At 45.8% G+C, this 19,196-nt stretch carries 14 protein-coding genes; 8 read left to right on the top strand and 6 right to left on the bottom strand.

Features of this window, described 5'->3' with window-relative positions:
- Window positions 1–5: 5 nt before the first annotated feature.
- Entirely contained in the window at window positions 6–2,069 is a 2,064-nt protein-coding gene (locus FD968_RS05525) for a tetratricopeptide repeat protein (protein ID WP_215364440.1), read from the top strand.
- On the opposite strand, the gene dnaQ is transcribed toward FD968_RS05525, so the two are convergent.
- The 5 genes from dnaQ to FD968_RS05500 all read right to left on the bottom strand — a co-directional run bounded on the left by dnaQ (window position 2,066) and on the right by FD968_RS05500 (window position 8,563).
- A complete protein-coding gene (gene dnaQ / locus FD968_RS05520) occupies window positions 2,066–2,776 on the bottom strand; it encodes a DNA polymerase III subunit epsilon (protein ID WP_215364438.1) in 711 nt (236 codons plus the stop codon). The genes FD968_RS05525 and dnaQ overlap by 4 nt on opposite strands.
- Window positions 2,776–5,874 (bottom strand): efflux RND transporter permease subunit, encoded by a 3,099-nt coding sequence (locus FD968_RS05515; protein ID WP_215364437.1) that lies wholly within the window; start codon window positions 5,872–5,874, stop codon window positions 2,776–2,778. Before FD968_RS05515 ends, dnaQ begins: the two co-directional genes overlap by 1 nt.
- Window positions 5,871–7,187: an efflux RND transporter periplasmic adaptor subunit gene (locus tag FD968_RS05510; protein ID WP_215364435.1), complete on the bottom strand. Its 1,317-nt coding sequence runs from the start codon at window positions 7,185–7,187 to the stop codon at window positions 5,871–5,873. The genes FD968_RS05515 and FD968_RS05510 overlap by 4 nt, the downstream gene beginning before the upstream one ends.
- A 113-nt stretch (window positions 7,188–7,300) precedes the next feature.
- Window positions 7,301–7,765: a ribonuclease HI gene (gene rnhA, locus FD968_RS05505; protein WP_215364433.1), complete on the bottom strand. Its 465-nt coding sequence runs from the start codon at window positions 7,763–7,765 to the stop codon at window positions 7,301–7,303.
- Window positions 7,766–7,774: 9 nt separating this feature from the next.
- Entirely contained in the window at window positions 7,775–8,563 is a 789-nt protein-coding gene (locus FD968_RS05500; RefSeq protein ID WP_251367500.1) for a class I SAM-dependent methyltransferase, read from the bottom strand.
- Window positions 8,564–8,599: 36 nt separating this feature from the next.
- Here FD968_RS05500 and gloB point away from each other — a divergent pair, with 36 nt between their 5' ends.
- The 7 genes from gloB to FD968_RS05465 all read left to right on the top strand — a co-directional run bounded on the left by gloB (window position 8,600) and on the right by FD968_RS05465 (window position 18,477).
- Window positions 8,600–9,409, top strand: a complete 810-nt coding sequence (gene gloB / locus FD968_RS05495; protein WP_215364429.1) for a hydroxyacylglutathione hydrolase — start codon at window positions 8,600–8,602, stop codon at window positions 9,407–9,409.
- On the top strand, window positions 9,409–10,845 hold the full coding sequence (locus FD968_RS05490; RefSeq protein WP_215364427.1) for a transglycosylase SLT domain-containing protein: 1,437 nt from the start codon (window positions 9,409–9,411) through the stop codon (window positions 10,843–10,845). Before gloB ends, FD968_RS05490 begins: the two co-directional genes overlap by 1 nt.
- A gap of 29 nt (window positions 10,846–10,874) precedes the next feature.
- Complete coding sequence (locus FD968_RS05485; protein ID WP_215364424.1) at window positions 10,875–12,758, top strand: propionate--CoA ligase; 1,884 nt, start codon at window positions 10,875–10,877, stop codon at window positions 12,756–12,758.
- A gap of 253 nt (window positions 12,759–13,011) precedes the next feature.
- Window positions 13,012–14,199 carry a glutamine-hydrolyzing carbamoyl-phosphate synthase small subunit gene (gene carA, locus FD968_RS05480; RefSeq protein ID WP_215368063.1) on the top strand — a complete coding sequence of 396 codons (1,188 nt, stop codon included), beginning with the start codon at window positions 13,012–13,014 and terminating at the stop codon, window positions 14,197–14,199.
- Window positions 14,199–17,462 carry a carbamoyl-phosphate synthase large subunit gene (gene carB, locus FD968_RS05475; RefSeq protein WP_215364421.1) on the top strand — a complete coding sequence of 1,088 codons (3,264 nt, stop codon included), beginning with the start codon at window positions 14,199–14,201 and terminating at the stop codon, window positions 17,460–17,462. Before carA ends, carB begins: the two co-directional genes overlap by 1 nt.
- Window positions 17,463–17,518: 56 nt before the next feature.
- The gene (greA, locus tag FD968_RS05470) at window positions 17,519–17,995 is read left to right on the top strand and encodes a transcription elongation factor GreA (RefSeq protein ID WP_215364417.1); all 477 of its coding nucleotides are present in this window, start codon (window positions 17,519–17,521) and stop codon (window positions 17,993–17,995) included.
- Window positions 17,995–18,477, top strand: coding sequence for a DUF4149 domain-containing protein (locus tag FD968_RS05465; RefSeq protein ID WP_215364414.1), 483 nt, complete (start codon window positions 17,995–17,997; stop codon window positions 18,475–18,477). The genes greA and FD968_RS05465 overlap by 1 nt, the downstream gene beginning before the upstream one ends.
- A 40-nt stretch (window positions 18,478–18,517) precedes the next feature.
- Here FD968_RS05465 and FD968_RS05460 read toward each other — a convergent pair whose 3' ends face one another.
- A complete protein-coding gene (locus FD968_RS05460; protein ID WP_215364412.1) occupies window positions 18,518–19,144 on the bottom strand; it encodes a YhbY family RNA-binding protein in 627 nt (208 codons plus the stop codon).
- Window positions 19,145–19,196: the final 52 nt, after the last annotated feature.

The following is a 19,196-nucleotide window of genomic DNA, read 5'->3' as shown; positions in this document are numbered from 1 at the left end:
AAGGTATGGCTCAGCCCTACGCACCATTACTCCAGCAGATGATGCTGGAGTTTCAGGGTCAACGCCTTGAATCAGCAGAACGATTAGCGCGCTCGATATTGCGCGTTAATTCAAAGGACTTAGTAGCACTGCAGGTTCTAGGTCTTTGCTTGGCCATGCAAGGGCGCATAACAGAATCTGTAGAGCCATTTACTAAAGCTGCGACCTTAGACCCCAAGAACCCTGAACTGCTTGGCAATTTAGCAAAAGCCCAGCATGGGGCGGATTTGTTTGCTGCAGCCGTAAAGACTTACGAAACACTCAATCGCCTTATTCCAAATAATGCCCAAATCTTGACGGATATGGGAACCTCATATGCGAAGCTAAGAGATTACGATAAGGCTTTTTTACTCTATGACAAAGCCATTGAGTTACACCCTCAATATTTCTTGGTATGGTCAAATCGCGGCAATCTCCTTGCGGATCTCAGCTTTAGCTCAGAAGCGATTGATTGCTACCAAAAGTCATTAGAGTTAAATCCTAACTATCCAGAAGCTTGGACTAACTACGGTAATGCGCTATTTGATTTAGGTCGCTTTGATGAGGCGAGATTAGCTCATGAAAAAGCATTAACTCTTAACTCAAATTACCCTGAGGCTTGGTCAAATCATGGAAATGCCTTGCTTGAACTTAAGCTTGATGAGCTAGCATTAGAAAGCTACCAAAAAGCCTACTCCTTAAAGCCTTTTCATCCTTACTTAATGGGTCAGCTGATCGGCGCAAGGCATTCATTATGCATTTGGAATGATTACGAACCATCGGTATCTCAATTACTTGATGCCTTGGGTTCTAAAAAATTGGTCACTATTCCTTTTGGCATTTTGCAAACTCCAGCAAATAGTGAATTACAAAAACGCTGTGCAACGATTTTTGTTAAAGATCGCTTTCCCACAATCGAGGCTCAAGAGGTGCAAAAGCGCATTAAGCCTCCAGAAGACAGGATCAGAATAGGCTATTTTTCATCTGATTTCAAGAATCACCCCGTTGGCATCCTCATGCTCAATCTGATTCAGGCGCATGATCGCTCTAAGTTCGAGGTTTTAGGATTTTTCTTAAATAAAAAATCTGGTGATGAAGTTGAACAAGGGTTGATTGCAAGTTTTGATCGAACCTTCGATCTCTTTGGATTAAATGATGTAGCAGCTAAAAATTTGGTCCTAGAGCAGGAGCTTGATATAGCCATAGATCTTAATGGCCATACAGCTGGTGCTAGGACAGGCTTATTTGCCAAGAAAATTGCGCCAATTCAAATAAACTATCTTGGTTATGCAGGAACCTCTGGCGCTGATTTCTACGATTGTTTGATAGCAGATTCGGTAGCCATTCCTAAGGTACATGAAATGCATTACACCGAGAAGATTGCTCGGTTACCGCATTCTTTCTTTCCAGTGGATACAAGCATTTCTCCTGATGAATTCGGTGAGTTACCTACTAGGGAGAGTCAGGGTCTGCCACAAACTGGCTTTATATTTTCTTGCTTTAACAATCCTTATAAAATCACGCCACAAATTTTTGATCTATGGATGAGATTATTGAAGCAGGTTCCCGAAAGTGTTCTCTGGCTTTCAAAGACTTCTGAGAAGGCGATGAAGAATCTACAAGGCGAGGCAGTTGCGCGTGGAATTGATTCCAATCGACTAGTATTTGCTACACGAGTGCCAGCCAGAAAAGATCACTTAAGCCGTTTGCGCTTAGCAGATTTATTTTTAGATACACCAAACTACAATGCTCATGCAACGGCGGCTGATGCTTTATGGGCTGGTGTTCCCGTTTTAACGCAAATAGGTGAGACCTTTGCTGGAAGGGTGGCGGCCAGTCAATTAGCCGCCTTAGATATGCTTGAGTTGATCGTGAATACTCCTGAGGAGTATTTTGAAAAGGCTTTAGAGCTTGCCTCCAACCCTCAAGCATTAAAAGATTTACGTTTTAAGCTGGAGGCTAATCGTTTAACGGCGCCCTTGTTTAATACAAATCAATACGTTCAGGATCTTGAACAACTCTATACGGAGCTTCTAGAGCAGAAGTCTTAGCTAGCAGTACTCACAGGACTCCAAACGGGATCCTTCTTGCTCGATTTAGCGATTTCCGCCAAAATCTTTTCATGCTGCTCGAGATCTTCATTACTTGCAGTTAAGACTTTTAGGCTAGTTGGTAAAGCTTTAGCATGGCCATCAGAGTCAGCACCCACGGTGTAATCAATGAGATCTATAGAAAGATCTTCTTGACCTCTCGTCATGGCGATATAGACTTCAGCTAGTAACTGGGCATCTAATAGCGCGCCGTGAAGAGTACGGTGCTCGTTACTGATTGAGAAGCGATCACACAGTGCATCCAAGGAGTTGCGTTTACCTGGGAACATCTGACGTGCATCGAGAAGCGTATCGATAATTTTGGACGCTAAACCACGAAATGGCGGTCGTTTAAGTAGCGCAAATTCATTATCCAAAAAGCCCAAGTCAAAGGCTGCGTTATGAATCACGATTTCAGCACCATCCACAAATTCAATGAGTTGCTCTACGATGTTTCCAAATAATGGTTTGTCAGACAAAAATTCTCTAGAAAGACCGTGGACTGCAAAAGCGCCGGCATCAATATCACGTTCGGGGTTTATGTAATAGTGGAAAGTGCGGTCTGTGAGGCGCCGATCAATGACTTCAACACAGCCGATTTCAATAATACGATCGCCAGTTGCAGGATTTAAACCAGTAGTTTCAGTATCGAGAATGACTTGACGCATTAAGTTCCCTCAAGCACAGATGGCGGAATTTCCATAGGACCATTGCCAGCATATTTATCTAGATACAGATAAATCACGGGAGTAATGATCAGCGTTACAAATTGAGAGAAGATCAAACCACCAGCTACACTAATACCCAATGGTTGACGTAACTCCGCGCCAGCACCTAGGCCCAAGGCAATTGGTAATGCACCCATTAAGGCTGCAACAGTGGTCATCATGATCGGACGAAAACGCAAAATACACGCTTCACGAATTGCTTTTTCTGGAGAGAGGCCTTTAGTACGTTGCGCCTCTAATGCAAAGTCGATCATCAAGATCGCATTCTTCTTGACGATGCCGATCAGCAGTAAGATGCCAATCGAGGCCACAATAGTCAGCTCAAAGCCGAAAATGCGCAAAGACAAAATTGCACCAATAGCTGCAGAGGGCAATCCCGCCAGAATGGTCAATGGATGAATATAGCTTTCATATAAACATCCTAGCAATATATAAATGACGCCAAGCGCTGCCAGAATCAAAATAACTTGCCCGGACTGGTTGTCTTTAAATACAGCTGCATCACCACCATAGCTTGTGATGATTGAAGGGGGTAAATCAATTTCTCTCTGAAATTTATCTATCGCTTTAGTGGCGTCACCCAAAAATACATCTGGGGCTAAGTTAAAAGAGATTGTCACTGCAGGGATTTGCCCTTGGTGATTAACAGCAGTAGGTCCAACGGTTCTTACAAACGTTGCCAAGCTAGAAAGTGGTATTAACTTATCGGTGGATCTACCTCTAACGAACACCTTATTCAAGTCGGTTTCAAACTGCCTATCGGTTTCAGCTGTTTCAAGGATGGCGTAGTAGGTATTCACGGGTGTGTAGATTGTGGATACCTGTCGCTCGCCAAAAGAGTTATAGAGTGCCGCGCGAATATCGGCAATCGTTACGCCTGCAAGGGCGGCTTGTTCACGGTTAATTTCAATCTTGACGTTCAGACCTTTTAGCTGCGAATCACTTGTGACATCCCTAAAAATTGGGTCAGCACGCATTTTTTGAGCCATCTTATCTGCCCACTCATTTACTCCTTCAAAGCCTACGCTCTGTAGTGTGAATTGGTAACGGCTTTTACTAGAGCGACCACCCAATTGTAGATTTTGAACTGGGCGCATATAGACCTGAAGGCCTGGAATTTCTTTGAACTTATTGCGTAAACCCTCAATCACTTTGCTCATCTTTTCTCTATCGCCTTTGGGCTTGAGAATGATGAAGAATCGACCGGTATTTCTACCGGCGCTTTGACCGCCGCCCAGGATGGAAATAGAGGTAGCAACATTGGGATCGTTATTGACAATTTCTGCTGCACGATCTTGTAGGGCTAGCATCGCTTTAAATGAAGTATCTTCAGATGCTTCAGTAGTGGCAGTAATTTGCCCAATATCTTCTTCAGGGAAAAAGCCTTTTGGACTATAGATAAACAAAGCCACTGTAATAAAGAAGGTAGAAATTGCGCCCCATAAAACTACCTTACGATTTTTTAATGCTTTATCTAAATAGTGGACATAAACCTTTAGAGTCCAATCGAATAGTTGGTCAAATTTTTTGGTGATTGCATATTCTTTGGCATGGTGCCCAGGTTTTGGAAGAAACCTGCTGCAAAGCATTGGCACAACCGTCAGAGAGACCACTGCGGAAACTAAAATAGACAAGGAAACGACTACTGCAAATTCTCTAAAGAGTAGGCCAATTGGACCAGCCATAAAAAATAGCGGAATAAAGACAGCCACTAGAGAGATCGAAATCGAGATGATCGTAAAGCCAACTTCTTTGCTACCTTTGAGTGAGGCTTTTAGCGGATCCATGCCTTCTTCAATGTAGCGCATGATATTTTCTAGCACCACAATGGCATCGTCCACCACTAAACCTACAGCAAGAGTAATACCCAGCAGTGAAATGTTGTCTAGGCTATAACCTAAAAAATACAGCAGAAAGAATGCGCCAATTAACGAAATCGGCAAGCTAATAGAGGGGATTAAGGTAGCCGATATGCGCTTTAAAAATAAGAAGATGACCAGCACCACTAATAATATTGTCAATATTAGGGTTATGTTGACGTCGTGTATTGCTTCAATAATTGAGAGGGAGCGGTCATTGATCAAGGTTAACTTAATCGATGCAGGCATTTGCTCTTTAAAGGTAGGCAAAAGCTTCTTGACCGAATTAACAACATCAACAGTGTTTGCATTAGGCTGACGCAGAATGCCAATCGCAATCGAGCGTTCACCCGCAGCAGTTGCAAATGTTTTGACGTCTTCAAAACTTTCCTGAACATCTGCTACGTCACGAAGGTAGACGGGGAGACCATTACGCTGGGCTATTACCAAGTCTGCAAACTCATCTGCTTTGACCAACTGTGGATTGGCGTAGATCGTGATGAGTTGACGTGGGCCATCTAGCGTACCTACAGGACTGTTGGTGTTGGCCTTATTGATGGCTGTTGCAAGTTCTTCCATGGTGATGTTGCGATTACCCAGGGCATCTGGGCGAACATTAACCCGAACAGCGTATCTTTTGGCGCCATATACCAATACTTGTGAAACACCAGTAATAGTCGAGATGGATGGTGAAAGGAGGTTCTCAGCATAGGCGTTAATCTCCGAGAGACTCATGGAGGGAGAGCTCATCCGAATCACCAATACCGCAGTATCTGCTGGGTTTACTTTACGGTATGAGGGTGGCACCGTCATTTCAATCGGTAAACGCCTTTGGGCTCTTAGCAGGGCAGCCTGCACATCAACTGCTGCTTTATCGATATCGCGATCAGTATTAAATTCAAGGGTAATACTGGTAGTGCCCAAGGTATTGGTTGAGCTAATAACCTTGATGCCGTCGATTGTGGAGAATTCTTTTTCTAGTGGTAACGCTACAGATGAAGCCATGTTTTCAGGCGATGCACCTGGTAGGCTTGCACTTACAGAAATAATCGGCGTATTAAAACTAGGTAGTGCTGCAACAGGAATATTGAAATAAGCAACAGCTCCGGCAATAACGGTAGCTACAGATAGCAGCACCGTCATGACGGGGCGTCTAATACATATCTCAGAAAGTGTCATTTTTTCTCAGAAGTATTGGCGGTTGATGGAGCAGGACTTTCTGCAGTTTTAGCCTTTAGCTCTTTTGCCTCACGAACCTTGCTGCCAGGCCGTAAGTTTTGCTTACCTTCCACAACCACTCTGTCGCCAGATTCAATTCCGGTCACTACGGAAGTACCTTGGTACTCATAGGTTACTTTCACAGGCTTGGCAGAGACTTTATTGTCTTTATCGACCACATAAAGTAAGCGTCCCTTTGGGCTAATCACAATTGCTTCAGAGGGGACAGCAAGTCCATCCTTGATGGTATTGGCATTGAGGGTGACTCTGGCAAATTGACCAGGTAGTAATGTCATTTTAGGATTGGCCATTTGTGCCCGAACACGAACGGCTGCAATGGAGGGGTCAACTTGATTGTCAACAACGAAGACTTGCCCTTCATAAACATTTTTATTGTCACCGCCAACGGTAACTTGAACAGTCAGTGGCTTATCTGCCTGTTTGCCTTCTAAAAGAATCGGGATATCTTTTTCTGGGACGACAAATTGGACATTAATAGGATCTAGCTGGGTGATAGTAACCATCGAACTAGTGGTCGAAGTAGATGCTGCATTCGTGGTGCTCACAACCGCGTTGCTTGCTTGCACTAAAGATCCAGGAAATACGTTGATGATTCCAGCTCTTCCATTAATGGGGGAGCGAATCGAGTCAAATGAAAGTTGCACTTCAGCAGACTTGGCTGCGGCTTGTGCTGATTTTGCATTTGCCAAGGAGGTTTCAAGGCCAGCTTTTGAAATAAAGTTTTTATCTACTAGCTCTTTGGCGCGTAAATACTGCTTTTGGGCATCATCAGCCAAGGCTCTTAACTTCTCATAATTTGCTTTGTCATTGCGATCATCTAAGGTAAATAAGATTTGACCCTCTTTAACTTCGTCGCCATCTTTAATGTGAACTTTTGCCACAGTGTTGGTAACCATAGGGCGGATATCAACAATATTGCTAGATACAATAGTCCCAGTGGCCTCAATAATTAGGGGAATGTCTTTCTTTTCAACAACGACGCTAGTAATGGTTTGCGGTCCGCCACCTTTGGTACTCGCTGGAAAAAAGTAGTCGTAGGCTTTAGAGCCGGCATACAAAATGATGATGACCAATAAGATACGCCATTTATATTGAATGGCAATTGCTTTGACTGTCGCAAAATCAAGTTGTTTTAATTTGCCGACTTGTGGAGATGCTTTTTGCCATAGAGCGCACAAACGGGCTTTGCCAACATTTTTAAGTTGACCCAACTTGGCGACTAACTGATCGAGAGAAGATTCTATTTTTGACACAGTCTCGTTTTTCTAAGTTTTTTATAGTTTAAATGCGGTTTCTAGGCTATTTGAAAGCTTGCCCATTCTCTCATAAGCAGGCTAAAACAGTGGCAGAAGGGCACTTATTTGCCCTAGGGCAAAAACTCTTCAACCCCTTTGTTAGCTAGTTGATCGGCTAGCTCGTTTCCGGGGTGACCATTGTGGCCTCTGACCCAGTGCCAAGAAATCTCGTGATCAGGCAGTAGAGCGTCCAATTCTTGCCATAAATCGGCGTTTTTAACGGGGTCTCTACTGGCAGTCTTCCAGCCACGCTTTTTCCAGCCCTCTAGCCATTCTGTGACCCCTTTTTGGACATATTGGGAGTCGGTCCAAAGCTCAACTGAGCTTCTTTGCTTTAGTGCGCGCAGGGCAAAAATGACAGCGCTTATTTCCATCCGATTGTTAGTGGTGAGCTTTTCTCCACCATGAATCTGCTTTTCATGATTGCCTGAACGCAGGACCGCACCCCAGCCCCCAGGTCCAGGATTGCCTTTGCAGGCACCATCGGTGTAGATCACGATATGAGGTGGATGATGTTCGGGTTTGTTATGAGGCATATGGGTAATTTACTTGCTTTGAGTTTTCTTAAGCGTGTTGCGCAATTGATTGCGTTCAGCAGCAGGCGCTAATTGATTAATAGCCGGTAGGCGTACTGACTGCACTTGTCCAATCAACCTCATGCCCTGGTGTCGCTTGATTGCGGATACTAAAAACACAGCCCCAAAGATAGGCCACCAACGGTTACCCATGGACTCTAAGAAGTCCATACGGTTCATGGAAGATTCGCCTTGTAGTGGAAATTTATAACAACCAAAGTGACCGCGATCCAGTGAGTAATTTAAAAGTTGCAACCAATCTTTGACGCGTAAGAGGCCGATAAATTGACCGTCTCTTGGAAGATAAGGATTGCCGATGAGTCTGCTGAGATATTGTCTTGCGCCCCACAAACTGGCTGGATTAAATCCAGATATAACCAAGCGACCTTCCGGGCGCAGGACGCGATCGACTTCGCGCAAAATGTGATGAGGGTCTGCAGCAAATTCAAGAACGTGCGGCAAAACCATGAGATCAATACTTTCGTTAGCAAAAGGGAGTTCGGTATTGCTACCTTCGATGATGTGCCAAGCAAAGCGTTGCGCGACCTTGCGGCTGTCATGAGAATGAACCAAAAGTGCATGCAAAGGCATGCGGTTCTCGCTCAAGGCATTAATTTGGGGTAAGCCAATTTGTACGGCATGAAAGCCAAAGACATCAGCCACAATTTGATCAAAGCACTTTTGCTCCCAGCGCAGTACATATCGGCCAGGAGGTGACTGGAGCCACTTTTCCCAAGAGCTCCAAGGGGGTGCAGGCATCTGCGAGGGGATGGGTGGGGTTGGTATCATCGGTCTATGGATAAGAATACTTTATTGCAAGTTTGGCCCATTCCAGCCTTTGATGACAACTACATCTGGTGTATCCATGATGGAAAGTCTGCATTGGTGGTTGATCCGGGTGATTCAGCCCCTGTTTTGGAATATCTGACACAGGCTGAGCTAAAGCTTAAGGGTATTTTGGTAACGCATCACCATGCTGACCATACAGGCGGCATTCTGAATCTATTAAATGCATTGGGACCAAATATTCCGGTCTATGGTCCTGTTGGCGACAATATTCCCGGTCGTACAGTGATTGGTATGGAGGGCGACAAGATAGAGATTGAATCTCCGCGCATCAGCCTTAAGGTGTATGAGGTGCCTGGCCACACTTTAAGCCACATATCCTACTTTGCAAACATGCAGGCTAATGTTGTTGAGCCTATGTTGTTCTGTGGCGATACCTTATTCGCTTCCGGTTGTGGCCGATTATTCGAAGGCACACCAACTCAGATGACTGAGTCATTAGCCAAGTTTGCTGCCTTTCCTAAAAATACTTTGGTGTACTGCACCCATGAATACACCTTATCCAACATTCGTTTTGCTTTGGCAGTCGAACCTAATAATGTAAATTTAATTTCTTGGTCAGAGCGTGCACAAGAGTTGCGGAAAAAAGGGCTGCCAACCCTACCAACAACGATCGGGCAAGAGCTACAAGTTAACCCGTTTATGCGAAGTGATCAGGACGATGTAATAGCATCGGCCAAAACGATTTCTGGTCAGTTAGAACTGCCATCACCAGCGCATGTATTGGCTGTCATACGTGCCTGGAAAGACCGATTCTGATGCGTTTGATCTATACGGCAATAGTCATTGCCGTTTTTTTATCTGGTTGCGCCAGCACAGGAGATTGGTCCTCAGATACGCCGACTAAGCCAGGGTCCAAAGCATCTAAGGCGACGCGAGTCAACCTTCAGAGCCAGTCCGTGAGCAAGGTCTACGCACCTTCAGATAACTTGTGGATTCGCATTCGGGATGGATTCCAAATGGAACCCCTGAATAGCCCTCTCGAGATTGAGCAAGTGCGTTGGCTTAGTGCCCGCCCAGATTATGTACATCGCTCTATGGCACGTTCCTCACGCTATTTGTTTTATATCGTACAAGAAGTGAACGCACGCAACATGCCTACGGAAATTGCCTTGTTGCCCTTTGTGGAGAGCGCCTTTGTCACCAATGCGAAGTCGAGTGCAAAGGCAGTTGGCCTATGGCAATTTATGCCAGCGACTGGCAAGGATTTTCAACTGACACAAAATGTCTTTCGTGATGAACGCAGGGATGTCTTGCAATCCACTGATGCTGCCTTGGATTATTTACAACGTCTTCATAAACAATTTGGCAGCTGGGAGTTGGCATTGGCTGCATATAACTGGGGTGCAGGCAATGTGTCTAAAGCTCAGAAACGTAATCTTGCAGCAGGCTTGCCTACAGATTACGAGAGCTTAACGATGCCCCGCGAGACCCGCATGTATGTGCCCAAGCTGATGGCGTATCGCGCCATTGTGTTGGACCCATCAGCCTACGGTATTGTTTTGCCTGAACTCGAGAATCATCCTTACTTTGTTGCAGTAGAGGTAGGTAGTGATATTGATGTCTCATTAGCGATTAAGTTAGCAGAAATACCTGAAGATGAATTTCATAGTCTGAATCCATCATTCAATAAACCTGTCATCCTCAGTAACGCCAACCAGCAAATCTTATTGCCGTTCGGTCATGCTGAAATCTTTCAAGACAACCTAAAGAAATACAGCAAACCACTCTCTAGCTGGACTGCCGTCAAAGTGAGCAAGACTGAAAGTGTGGATCAAGCTGCAAAAACATTGGGTGTTGATCCGGACGCATTAAGACAAGTTAATGGTATCCCCAAGGGTATGAGAATCAAGGCAGGGTCTACTGTCATTATTCCGAAAGTCGGCAGTCGTGCAGGAGACGTTTCGTCGGCTATGGCTGATAACGCCAGCCTAAGCCTTGAAAAACCACCTCCACCAGCCCCTAAATGCCCGAAACCAGCCAAAGGCGCTAAGAATGCCAAAGCTGTGAAATGTGGGCCAGCAAAACCGAATAATGCAACCCCTTCAGTTGCTTCTAAGGGTAATTCTTCTCAAAAAAATGCTGCATCTCAGCATAAATCCGCATCGACAGGGCTTGCAAAATCTGCGAAAAATGGTAGTTCGGCGCCCGTTAGCAACAGTTCAAGTAATAAAGGGGCGAGCAAAAACCCGTAATTTCAGAAACTTTTTAGATTAGGTTGACCATGTCCTATAAAGCACATCACGAACGCTCAATAAAAGACCCAGATGGATTTTGGGGTGAGCAGGCCAAGTTGATTCATTGGGAAAAACCATTTGATAAGGTTCTGAACTACGACAACCCGCCATTTGCTAAATGGTTTGAGGGCGGTCTTACTAATCTTTGTTACAACGCAGTTGATCGTCACTACAAAACTAACCCAGATCAAACTGCTTTAGTAGCGGTTTCGACAGAAACCAACCAAGAGAAGGCATACACATTCAAAGAGCTCTACGAAGAAGTCAATCGTATGGCCGCTATTTACAAAGCCAACGGCATAAAAAAAGGCGATCGCGTATTAATCTATATGCCGATGATTGCTGAAGCTTGCTTTGCAATGCTCGCTTGTGCTCGTATTGGGGCAATTCATTCTGTAGTATTCGGAGGTTTTGCGTCCCATAGCTTGGCTTCTCGTATTGATGATGCAAAACCCAAAATGGTGGTGACTGCAGAAGCTGGTATGCGCGGCGGTAAAGCAGTTCCATACAAGCCATTGTTGGATGAGGCAATCACACTAGCTAGTTACAAGCCAGAAAAAGTCTTGATCGTGAATCGTGGCCTTTCTGAATTCACTACAGTAGCTGGAAGAGACTTGGACTATGCCTCTGAGCGCAAAAAACACCTCAATGATCTGGTTCCAATTGAATGGGTAGATGCAACCCACCCCTCTTATATTTTGTATACCTCTGGTACCACTGGAAAACCAAAGGGCGTTCAACGTGATACCGGTGGTTATGCGGTTGCATTGATGTCCACGATGAATCACATCTTCTGTGGCAAAGCTGGTGAAACCATGTTCACCACCTCTGACATTGGTTGGGTAGTTGGGCACAGCTACATTATTTATGGTCCACTACTCAATGGCATGGCGACGATCATGTATGAGGGTACGCCATTGCGTCCTGATGCAGGTATCTGGTGGGAGTTGGTTGCTAAATACAAAGTCTCCGTCATGTTCTCTGCACCGACCGCTGTTCGGGTTCTCAAAAAACAAGATCCTGAATACTTAACTAAGCATGATCTTTCTACATTACGTGCATTGTTCCTGGCAGGCGAGCCGCTTGATGAACCAACCGCAAGTTGGATTCATGATGCGATTAAGAAACCGATTGTGGATAACTACTGGCAGACCGAAACTGGCTGGCCAATGTTAGCGATTCAACGTGGTGTAGAAGTGATGCCCCACAAGTTTGGCTCACCTGGCGTCCCGTCTTTTGGCTACAACATGAAACTCTTGGATGATGCGACCTCCGCTGAGCTAGGGCCTGATCAAAAAGGGGTGATTGCCATTGAAGGTCCGCTACCTCCGGGCTGTATGCAAACCGTATGGGGCGATGACAAGCGTTTTATTAGCACTTATTGGGAAACGATCCCTGGTAAGTTGATTTATTCCACCTTTGACTGGGGTATCAAAGATAAAGATGGATATTTCTTTATCTTGGGTCGTACTGATGATGTGATTAACGTTGCAGGTCACCGACTTGGTACTCGCGAAATTGAGGAAAGTATCTCTAGCCATCCCAATATTTCTGAAGTGGCTGTGGTTGGCATCGAGGACAAGCTTAAAGGTCAGGCTGCGATTGCATTTGTGATTCCAAAAGACGCCTCTAAGGCAGAAAACTTGGAAAAAGAGTGTATGAAAACTGTGGATAGCCAACTGGGTGCGATTGCTCGACCTGGTCGTGTTTATGTTGTCACGGCATTGCCAAAGACCCGTTCGGGTAAGATCGTTCGCCGTGCATTGCAAGCGGTTGCAGAAGGGCGTGATCCTGGTGATATCAGTACCATGGAAGATCAGACTGTCTTAGCTCAAATCAAGACCATCATTGAGCAAGGTGCCGCTGCGTAAGAGTTAAAACACGACACGCTGATAGATATCCTTCTCGGCCCTAAGGGTTTGGGGAGGAAATCAGCCTCTAAAGCGCATTTGGCTGGGGATTCAAAGGCTTACAGACCAAAACTGGTATCATTGCAAGGTTCGAAACTAATTAAATACCCTAGCGCTTAAAGACACTCACCTCCCGCATACACAAGCCCCGGGTTGGTCTTTTTGGGGGTTTTGAGCGTCGGATGGAGCAGGGACTGGAGATGGTTTGTCACCCTTGCTTCCTTCTTTTCCTCCCGCCGTGTTGGCCTTAGCCGACGGCACCTTATTTCCCGGTTATAGCATTGGCGCCCCAGGCGAAACTACCGGCGAAGTTGTTTTCAATACTGCATTGACTGGTTACCAAGAGATCATCACTGATCCTAGTTATTCGCGCCAAATTGTCACCCTGACTTATCCCCATATTGGAAACGTAGGTGTTAATGCCCAAGATGCTGAGTCTGATCAGATTCATGCAGCCGGCCTAGTCATCAAAGATCTGCCAAAACGTGTTTCTAATTTTCGCTCAGAAGGTAGCTTAGACAGCTACTTAAAAGAAGCTGGCGTAGTTGGAATCGCTGGAATCGATACTCGTAAGCTGACACGCATCTTGCGTGATAAGGGTGCTCAATCGGGTGCGATTGTGGCAGGCAAATTGGGTGAGGACTCTGAGGTTTTGGGTAAAAAGGCCTTAGAACTAGCAAAAGCCTTTCCTGGCATGAGCGGCCTGGACTTGGCAAAAGTTGTTACCACTTCAAAAGCATACGAATGGCGCGAAGCAGAATGGGATTTGCATGGCCCTGATGGCAAGCCTGCATACAGAACTCTAGATAAAACTAAGCCGCTGAAAAAGGTTGTTGCTTATGACTTCGGTGTGAAGCGTAATATTTTGCGGATGCTCACTGAGCGTGGCTGCGAATTAACGGTTGTGCCTGCGCAAACAACTGCTGCAGAAGTCTTGACCATGAAACCAGATGGCGTATTTTTCTCAAATGGGCCTGGAGATCCTGGTCCTTGCGATTATGCAATTGCTGCCGCAAAAGAAATTATTGAAAAAGGTGTTCCTACCTTTGGTATCTGCTTAGGCCATCAGATTATGGGTTTAGCAGCGGGTGCCAAAACCTTGAAGATGAAGTTTGGTCACCACGGTGCAAACCATCCAGTGAAAGATTTAGATACTGGCCGTGTAGCCATTACTTCACAAAACCATGGCTTTGCAGTCGATGCCAATACACTTCCAGACAACATTCGCGTAACCCATGTTTCTTTGTTTGACGGCTCGTTACAAGGTTTGGCTTGGAAAGATAAGCCGGCTCTCTGCTTCCAGGGTCACCCTGAAGCATCGCCTGGGCCACATGACATCGCCTATTTATTTGATCGGTTTGTGGAGCTCATGAATGCTGCCAGCAAGAAGGAGGGCAAATAATGCCTAAGCGTAGCGACATTAAGAGCATTCTGATTATTGGTGCTGGCCCTATTGTGATTGGCCAAGCTTGTGAGTTCGATTACTCAGGTGCACAAGCATGTAAAGCATTGCGTGATGAGGGCTACAAAGTGATTTTGGTGAACAGCAATCCTGCCACCATCATGACTGATCCAGAAATGGCTGATGTGACTTACATCGAACCTATTACCTGGGAAGTGGTAGAGCGCATTATTGCTACTGAGAAGCCAGATGCCATTTTGCCGACCATGGGTGGTCAAACTGCCCTGAACTGCGCACTCGACTTACATCGTCATGGCGTATTGAAAAAATATGGCTGCGAATTGATTGGTGCTTCCCCCGAAGCGATTGATAAAGCAGAAGATCGCCAGAAATTTAAAGATGCCATGACTAAGATTGGTCTAGGTTCTGCTAAGTCTGGCATTGCCCACTCCATGGATGAAGCTCATGAAGTGCAACAGCGGATTCAGAAGGAAACTGGCAGCTCTGGTTTCCCGGTAGTCATTCGTCCTTCGTTCACCATGGGCGGATCAGGCGGCGGTATTGCCTATAACCGCGAAGAATTCGAAGAGATTTGCAAGCGCGGTCTTGATTTATCTCCAACTCGCGAGCTCTTGATTGAAGAATCTCTCTTGGGCTGGAAAGAATTTGAGATGGAAGTGGTGCGAGATCGCAATGACAACTGCATCATTGTTTGCTCCATTGAAAACTTAGATCCAATGGGTGTGCATACTGGTGACTCCATTACAGTTGCTCCAGCGCAAACCTTGACCGATAAAGAGTATCAAATCATGCGTAATGCATCGATTGCGGTACTTCGTGAAATTGGTGTCGATACTGGTGGTTCTAACGTACAGTTCTCGATTAATCCTGTTGATGGTCGCATGATCGTCATTGAGATGAACCCCCGTGTATCCCGTTCCTCCGCATTGGCATCCAAAGCAACCGGCTTCCCAATTGCGAAGATCGCCGCCAAACTTGCGGTGGGTTATACCCTTGATGAACTCAAGAACGATATTACTGGTGGCGCAACTCCAGCATCGTTCGAACCTTCTATTGACTATGTGGTTACGAAGATTCCACGCTTCGCCTTTGAGAAATTCCCACAAGCAGATTCACGTCTAACAACGCAGATGAAGTCGGTTGGCGAAGTGATGGCTATTGGGCGTACCTTCCAAGAGTCTTTCCAGAAAGCTCTGCGTGGTTTGGAGGTTGGGGTAGATGGTTTAGATGAAGTCTCTACAGATCTTGATGACATCATTAATGAGATCAATGAACCTGGCCCCGATCGTATCTGGTACTTAGCCGATGCATTCCGCATGGGCATGGGCTTAGATGAGATCTATAACGAAACTAAGGTTGATCCTTGGTTCTTAGAGCAGATCGAAGAGCTCATCACTGTTGAAACAGAATTAAAGCAACGCAAGATTGATAGTCTTTCACCAGCAGAGCTGCGCTTTGTTAAGCAAAAAGGATTTTCTGATCGTCGCTTGGCCAAGTTGTTGGGTGTTGACGCATCTTCAGTACGCGCTGCACGCCATCGCTTGAAAGTGCTACCCGTTTACAAACGTGTGGATACTTGTGCTGCCGAATTCTCTACCAATACTGCCTATATGTATTCCACATATGAAGCAGAACATGGTGAGTGCGAATCACGTCCAACGACCAAAGAGAAAATTATGGTCTTGGGTGGCGGTCCAAACCGCATTGGTCAGGGTATTGAGTTTGATTACTGCTGCGTCCATGCTGCCTTAGCAATGCGTGATGACGGTTATGAAACCATTATGGTGAACTGCAACCCAGAAACCGTCTCTACCGACTACGACACTTCGGATCGCCTGTACTTTGAACCATTAACACTCGAAGATGTTTTGGAGATCGTTGCTAAAGAAAAACCGAAGGGTGTCATCGTCCAATACGGTGGACAAACCCCTTTAAAGCTGGCGTTGGATCTTGAGCGAAATGGCGTACCCATCATTGGTACATCGCCTGACATGATTGATGCGGCAGAAGATCGTGAGCGCTTCCAAAAGTTATTGCAGGATCTTGGTTTACGTCAGCCGCCTAATCGGACTGCGCGTACTGAAGAAGAGGCATTGAAGCTTGCCGAAGAAATTGGCTACCCATTAGTCGTTCGCCCATCCTATGTTCTGGGTGGTCGTGCGATGGAAATCGTTCATGATGGTCGTGATCTTGAGCGCTATATGCGTGAAGCCGTTAAGGTTTCCCATGACTCTCCAGTGTTGCTCGATCGCTTCTTGAACGATGCGATTGAGTGTGACGTGGATTGCATTAGCGATGGCAATAAAGTATTCATCGGCGGCGTGATGGAGCATATTGAGCAGGCCGGCGTTCACTCTGGTGACTCCGCATGTTCATTGCCACCATATTCTTTATCTGACGCCACTGTGGAAGAGATCAAACGTCAAACGGCAGCAATGGCTAAAGGTTTGAACGTAGTTGGTTTGATGAACGTCCAGTTTGCAATTCAGAATGTTGACGGAAAAGATGTGATTTACGTTTTAGAGGTCAACCCACGCGCCTCGCGGACTGTACCGTTTGTTTCTAAAGCAACTGGTTTGCAATTGGCCAAAATTGCAGCGCGCTGCATGGTAGGTCAATCACTAGAACAGCAGGGCATTAACTCGGAAGTGAAACCTCCATACTTCTCTGTGAAAGAAGCGGTATTCCCATTTAATAAGTTCCCAGGCATTGATCCCATTCTTGGACCAGAAATGCGTTCTACCGGTGAAGTGATGGGTGTTGGCAAAACGTTCGGCGAAGCATTATTTAAGTCTCAGTTAGGTGCAAGTATTAAATTGCCCAAGAGCGGCGCTGTGCTCCTTACTGTCAAAGACAGCGATAAACCAAAGGCCGTTGAAGTGGCCAAGATCTTGCATCAGCTTGGATTCCCGATGGTTGCTACCAAAGGTACAGCCGCCGCGATTGAAGCTGCTGGCTTGCCAGTGCGTTTAGTGAATAAAGTGAAAGATGGTCGTCCTCATATCGTGGATTTCATCAAAAATGGTGAAATTTCCCTGGTATTTACAACTGTTGATGAAACCCGTACTGCCATTGCTGACTCTCGGTCTATTCGTACCAGCGCTCAGGCTAATGGCGTGACTTACTACACCACGATAAGTGCGGCTCGTGCAGTCATGGATGGTTTGCTGGCATCTCAAAATGGCAGTAAAGAGTCACTCGAGGTTTATTCGCTTCAAAACTTACATCGGACACTCATTTAATCTAAAATCAGCTTTATGGGCGTGTTTTGCGCCTGTTTTTAAGTTAGGTTAGTAGCATGAGCACAATTCCGATTACCAAACGCGGTGCAGAACTCCTCAAAGAGGAGTTGCATCGCCTTAAGCATGTAGAGCGCCCAGCAGTGATTAATGCTATCTCTGAAGCACGCGCGCAAGGCGATCTTTCAGAAAACGCTGAATACGATGCTGCCAAAGAAAAGCAAGGTTTTATCGAGGGCCGTATTCAGGAGCTTGAAGGTAAACTCTCTGCCGCTCAAATTATTGATCCTGCGTCACTAGACGTATCTGGTCGGGTGGTATTTGGCGCCACTGTAGATCTTGAAGATCTGGAAGACGGCTCAAAGCTTACATACCAAATTGTTGGTGATGATGAGGCGGATATCGCTTTACATAAGATCTCGATTAGTTCACCCATCGCCCGCGCCCTAATTGGTAAAGAAGAGGGTGATGTTGTTGCGGTTCAGGCGCCAGGTGGTAACCGTGAGGTCGAGATTCTGGTGGTTCGCTACATCTAATGATCCCAACAAGTAATGCTAAAGCTCAGAGATTCTTTAGCGTCATTTCTGGGCTTTGGGTTGGTAGCTTCATTACTATTGGCTTTCTAGTTGTTCCTGTTTTATTTTCTTCTCTAGGCGATCGTCAAGTTGCTGGAATGGTTGCTGCCTCCCTCTTTAAAGCAACAGCCTATATCGGCGTAGCTCTCAGTGGTTTCCTGATGGTCATGTCCAATTATCTGGTTCGGCATGGTCACCAGCGCTACCGTCTCATCCGCTGGATCTTATTAGGCATGCTGGCTTGCACCATCAGTGCGGCATTCATCATCATTCCTTGGATGAATTCACTAAGAGATCAAGCTCTATTTGCGGGGCTGTCTGTACGCGAGTCAACCAACGCTATTCTATTTGGCAGACTGCATGGTGTATCGAGCGCTTTATTTATGGTTCAAGCAGTACTTGGCTTAGTCTTGGTATGGCGAGCAACAAAAAACGCCGACTAGCGGCGCTCTTTCAAACTTCAGCAATACAACCCGTTACAGCTCAGGAGCCAAGGGATTTTTTCTTGTTGCTACTCATGCGAACTTTACGTCTCTTGACTGGCGCAGGTGCTGCAGCAGCTTTGCGATATCCAGGGGATGACCAACCAATCTTTGACTCGGCAGCTTCAGAACGGAGAACGCGCTTCTTCGGTGTAGTTGATTTCACAGCAGCAGCACGCTCAAACGGAGATTTATTTGAAGCAGAGCGACGATCTGATCTTTCAGAGGTGCTAGTACGAACTCCAGATTTGCTGGGTGCCCGATTGGACTGACGTTTAGTTCTTGGTGCCTGCAAAGATTTTTTGGTCTGTTTGCTGGAGCGACCTAAATTGGCATAAGCTTCATCAACGATATCTTTTGGTTTCCAGAGAACAAGTAACTTACCAATGTGTTGCACTGGGGCTGCATCTAGCTTGTCGCAAAGCTCTTCATAAATCGCAATACGTGCTTCGCGCTCATCACCAAAAACACGGACTTTAATTAAGCCATGATGATTGATCGCCAGTTTTGCTTCTTTGATCACAGCAGGTGTTAAGCCATCGCCGCCAACCATCACCACTGGACTTAAGTCATGGGCATCGGCTTTGAGGGATTTACGTTGTGCGGGGGTAATAGTCAGTGCAGTCATGGGCTCGATGATAGAGCATTGATGGGTAAAAGAGCCTCTTTGGAAGGTAATT

This window comes from Polynucleobacter sp. AP-Titi-500A-B4 (assembly GCF_018688095.1).
Taxonomy (GTDB): domain Bacteria; phylum Pseudomonadota; class Gammaproteobacteria; order Burkholderiales; family Burkholderiaceae; genus Polynucleobacter.
The sequence above is the reverse complement of the archived record's forward strand: the minus strand, read 5'-3'. Positions and strand labels throughout refer to the sequence as shown.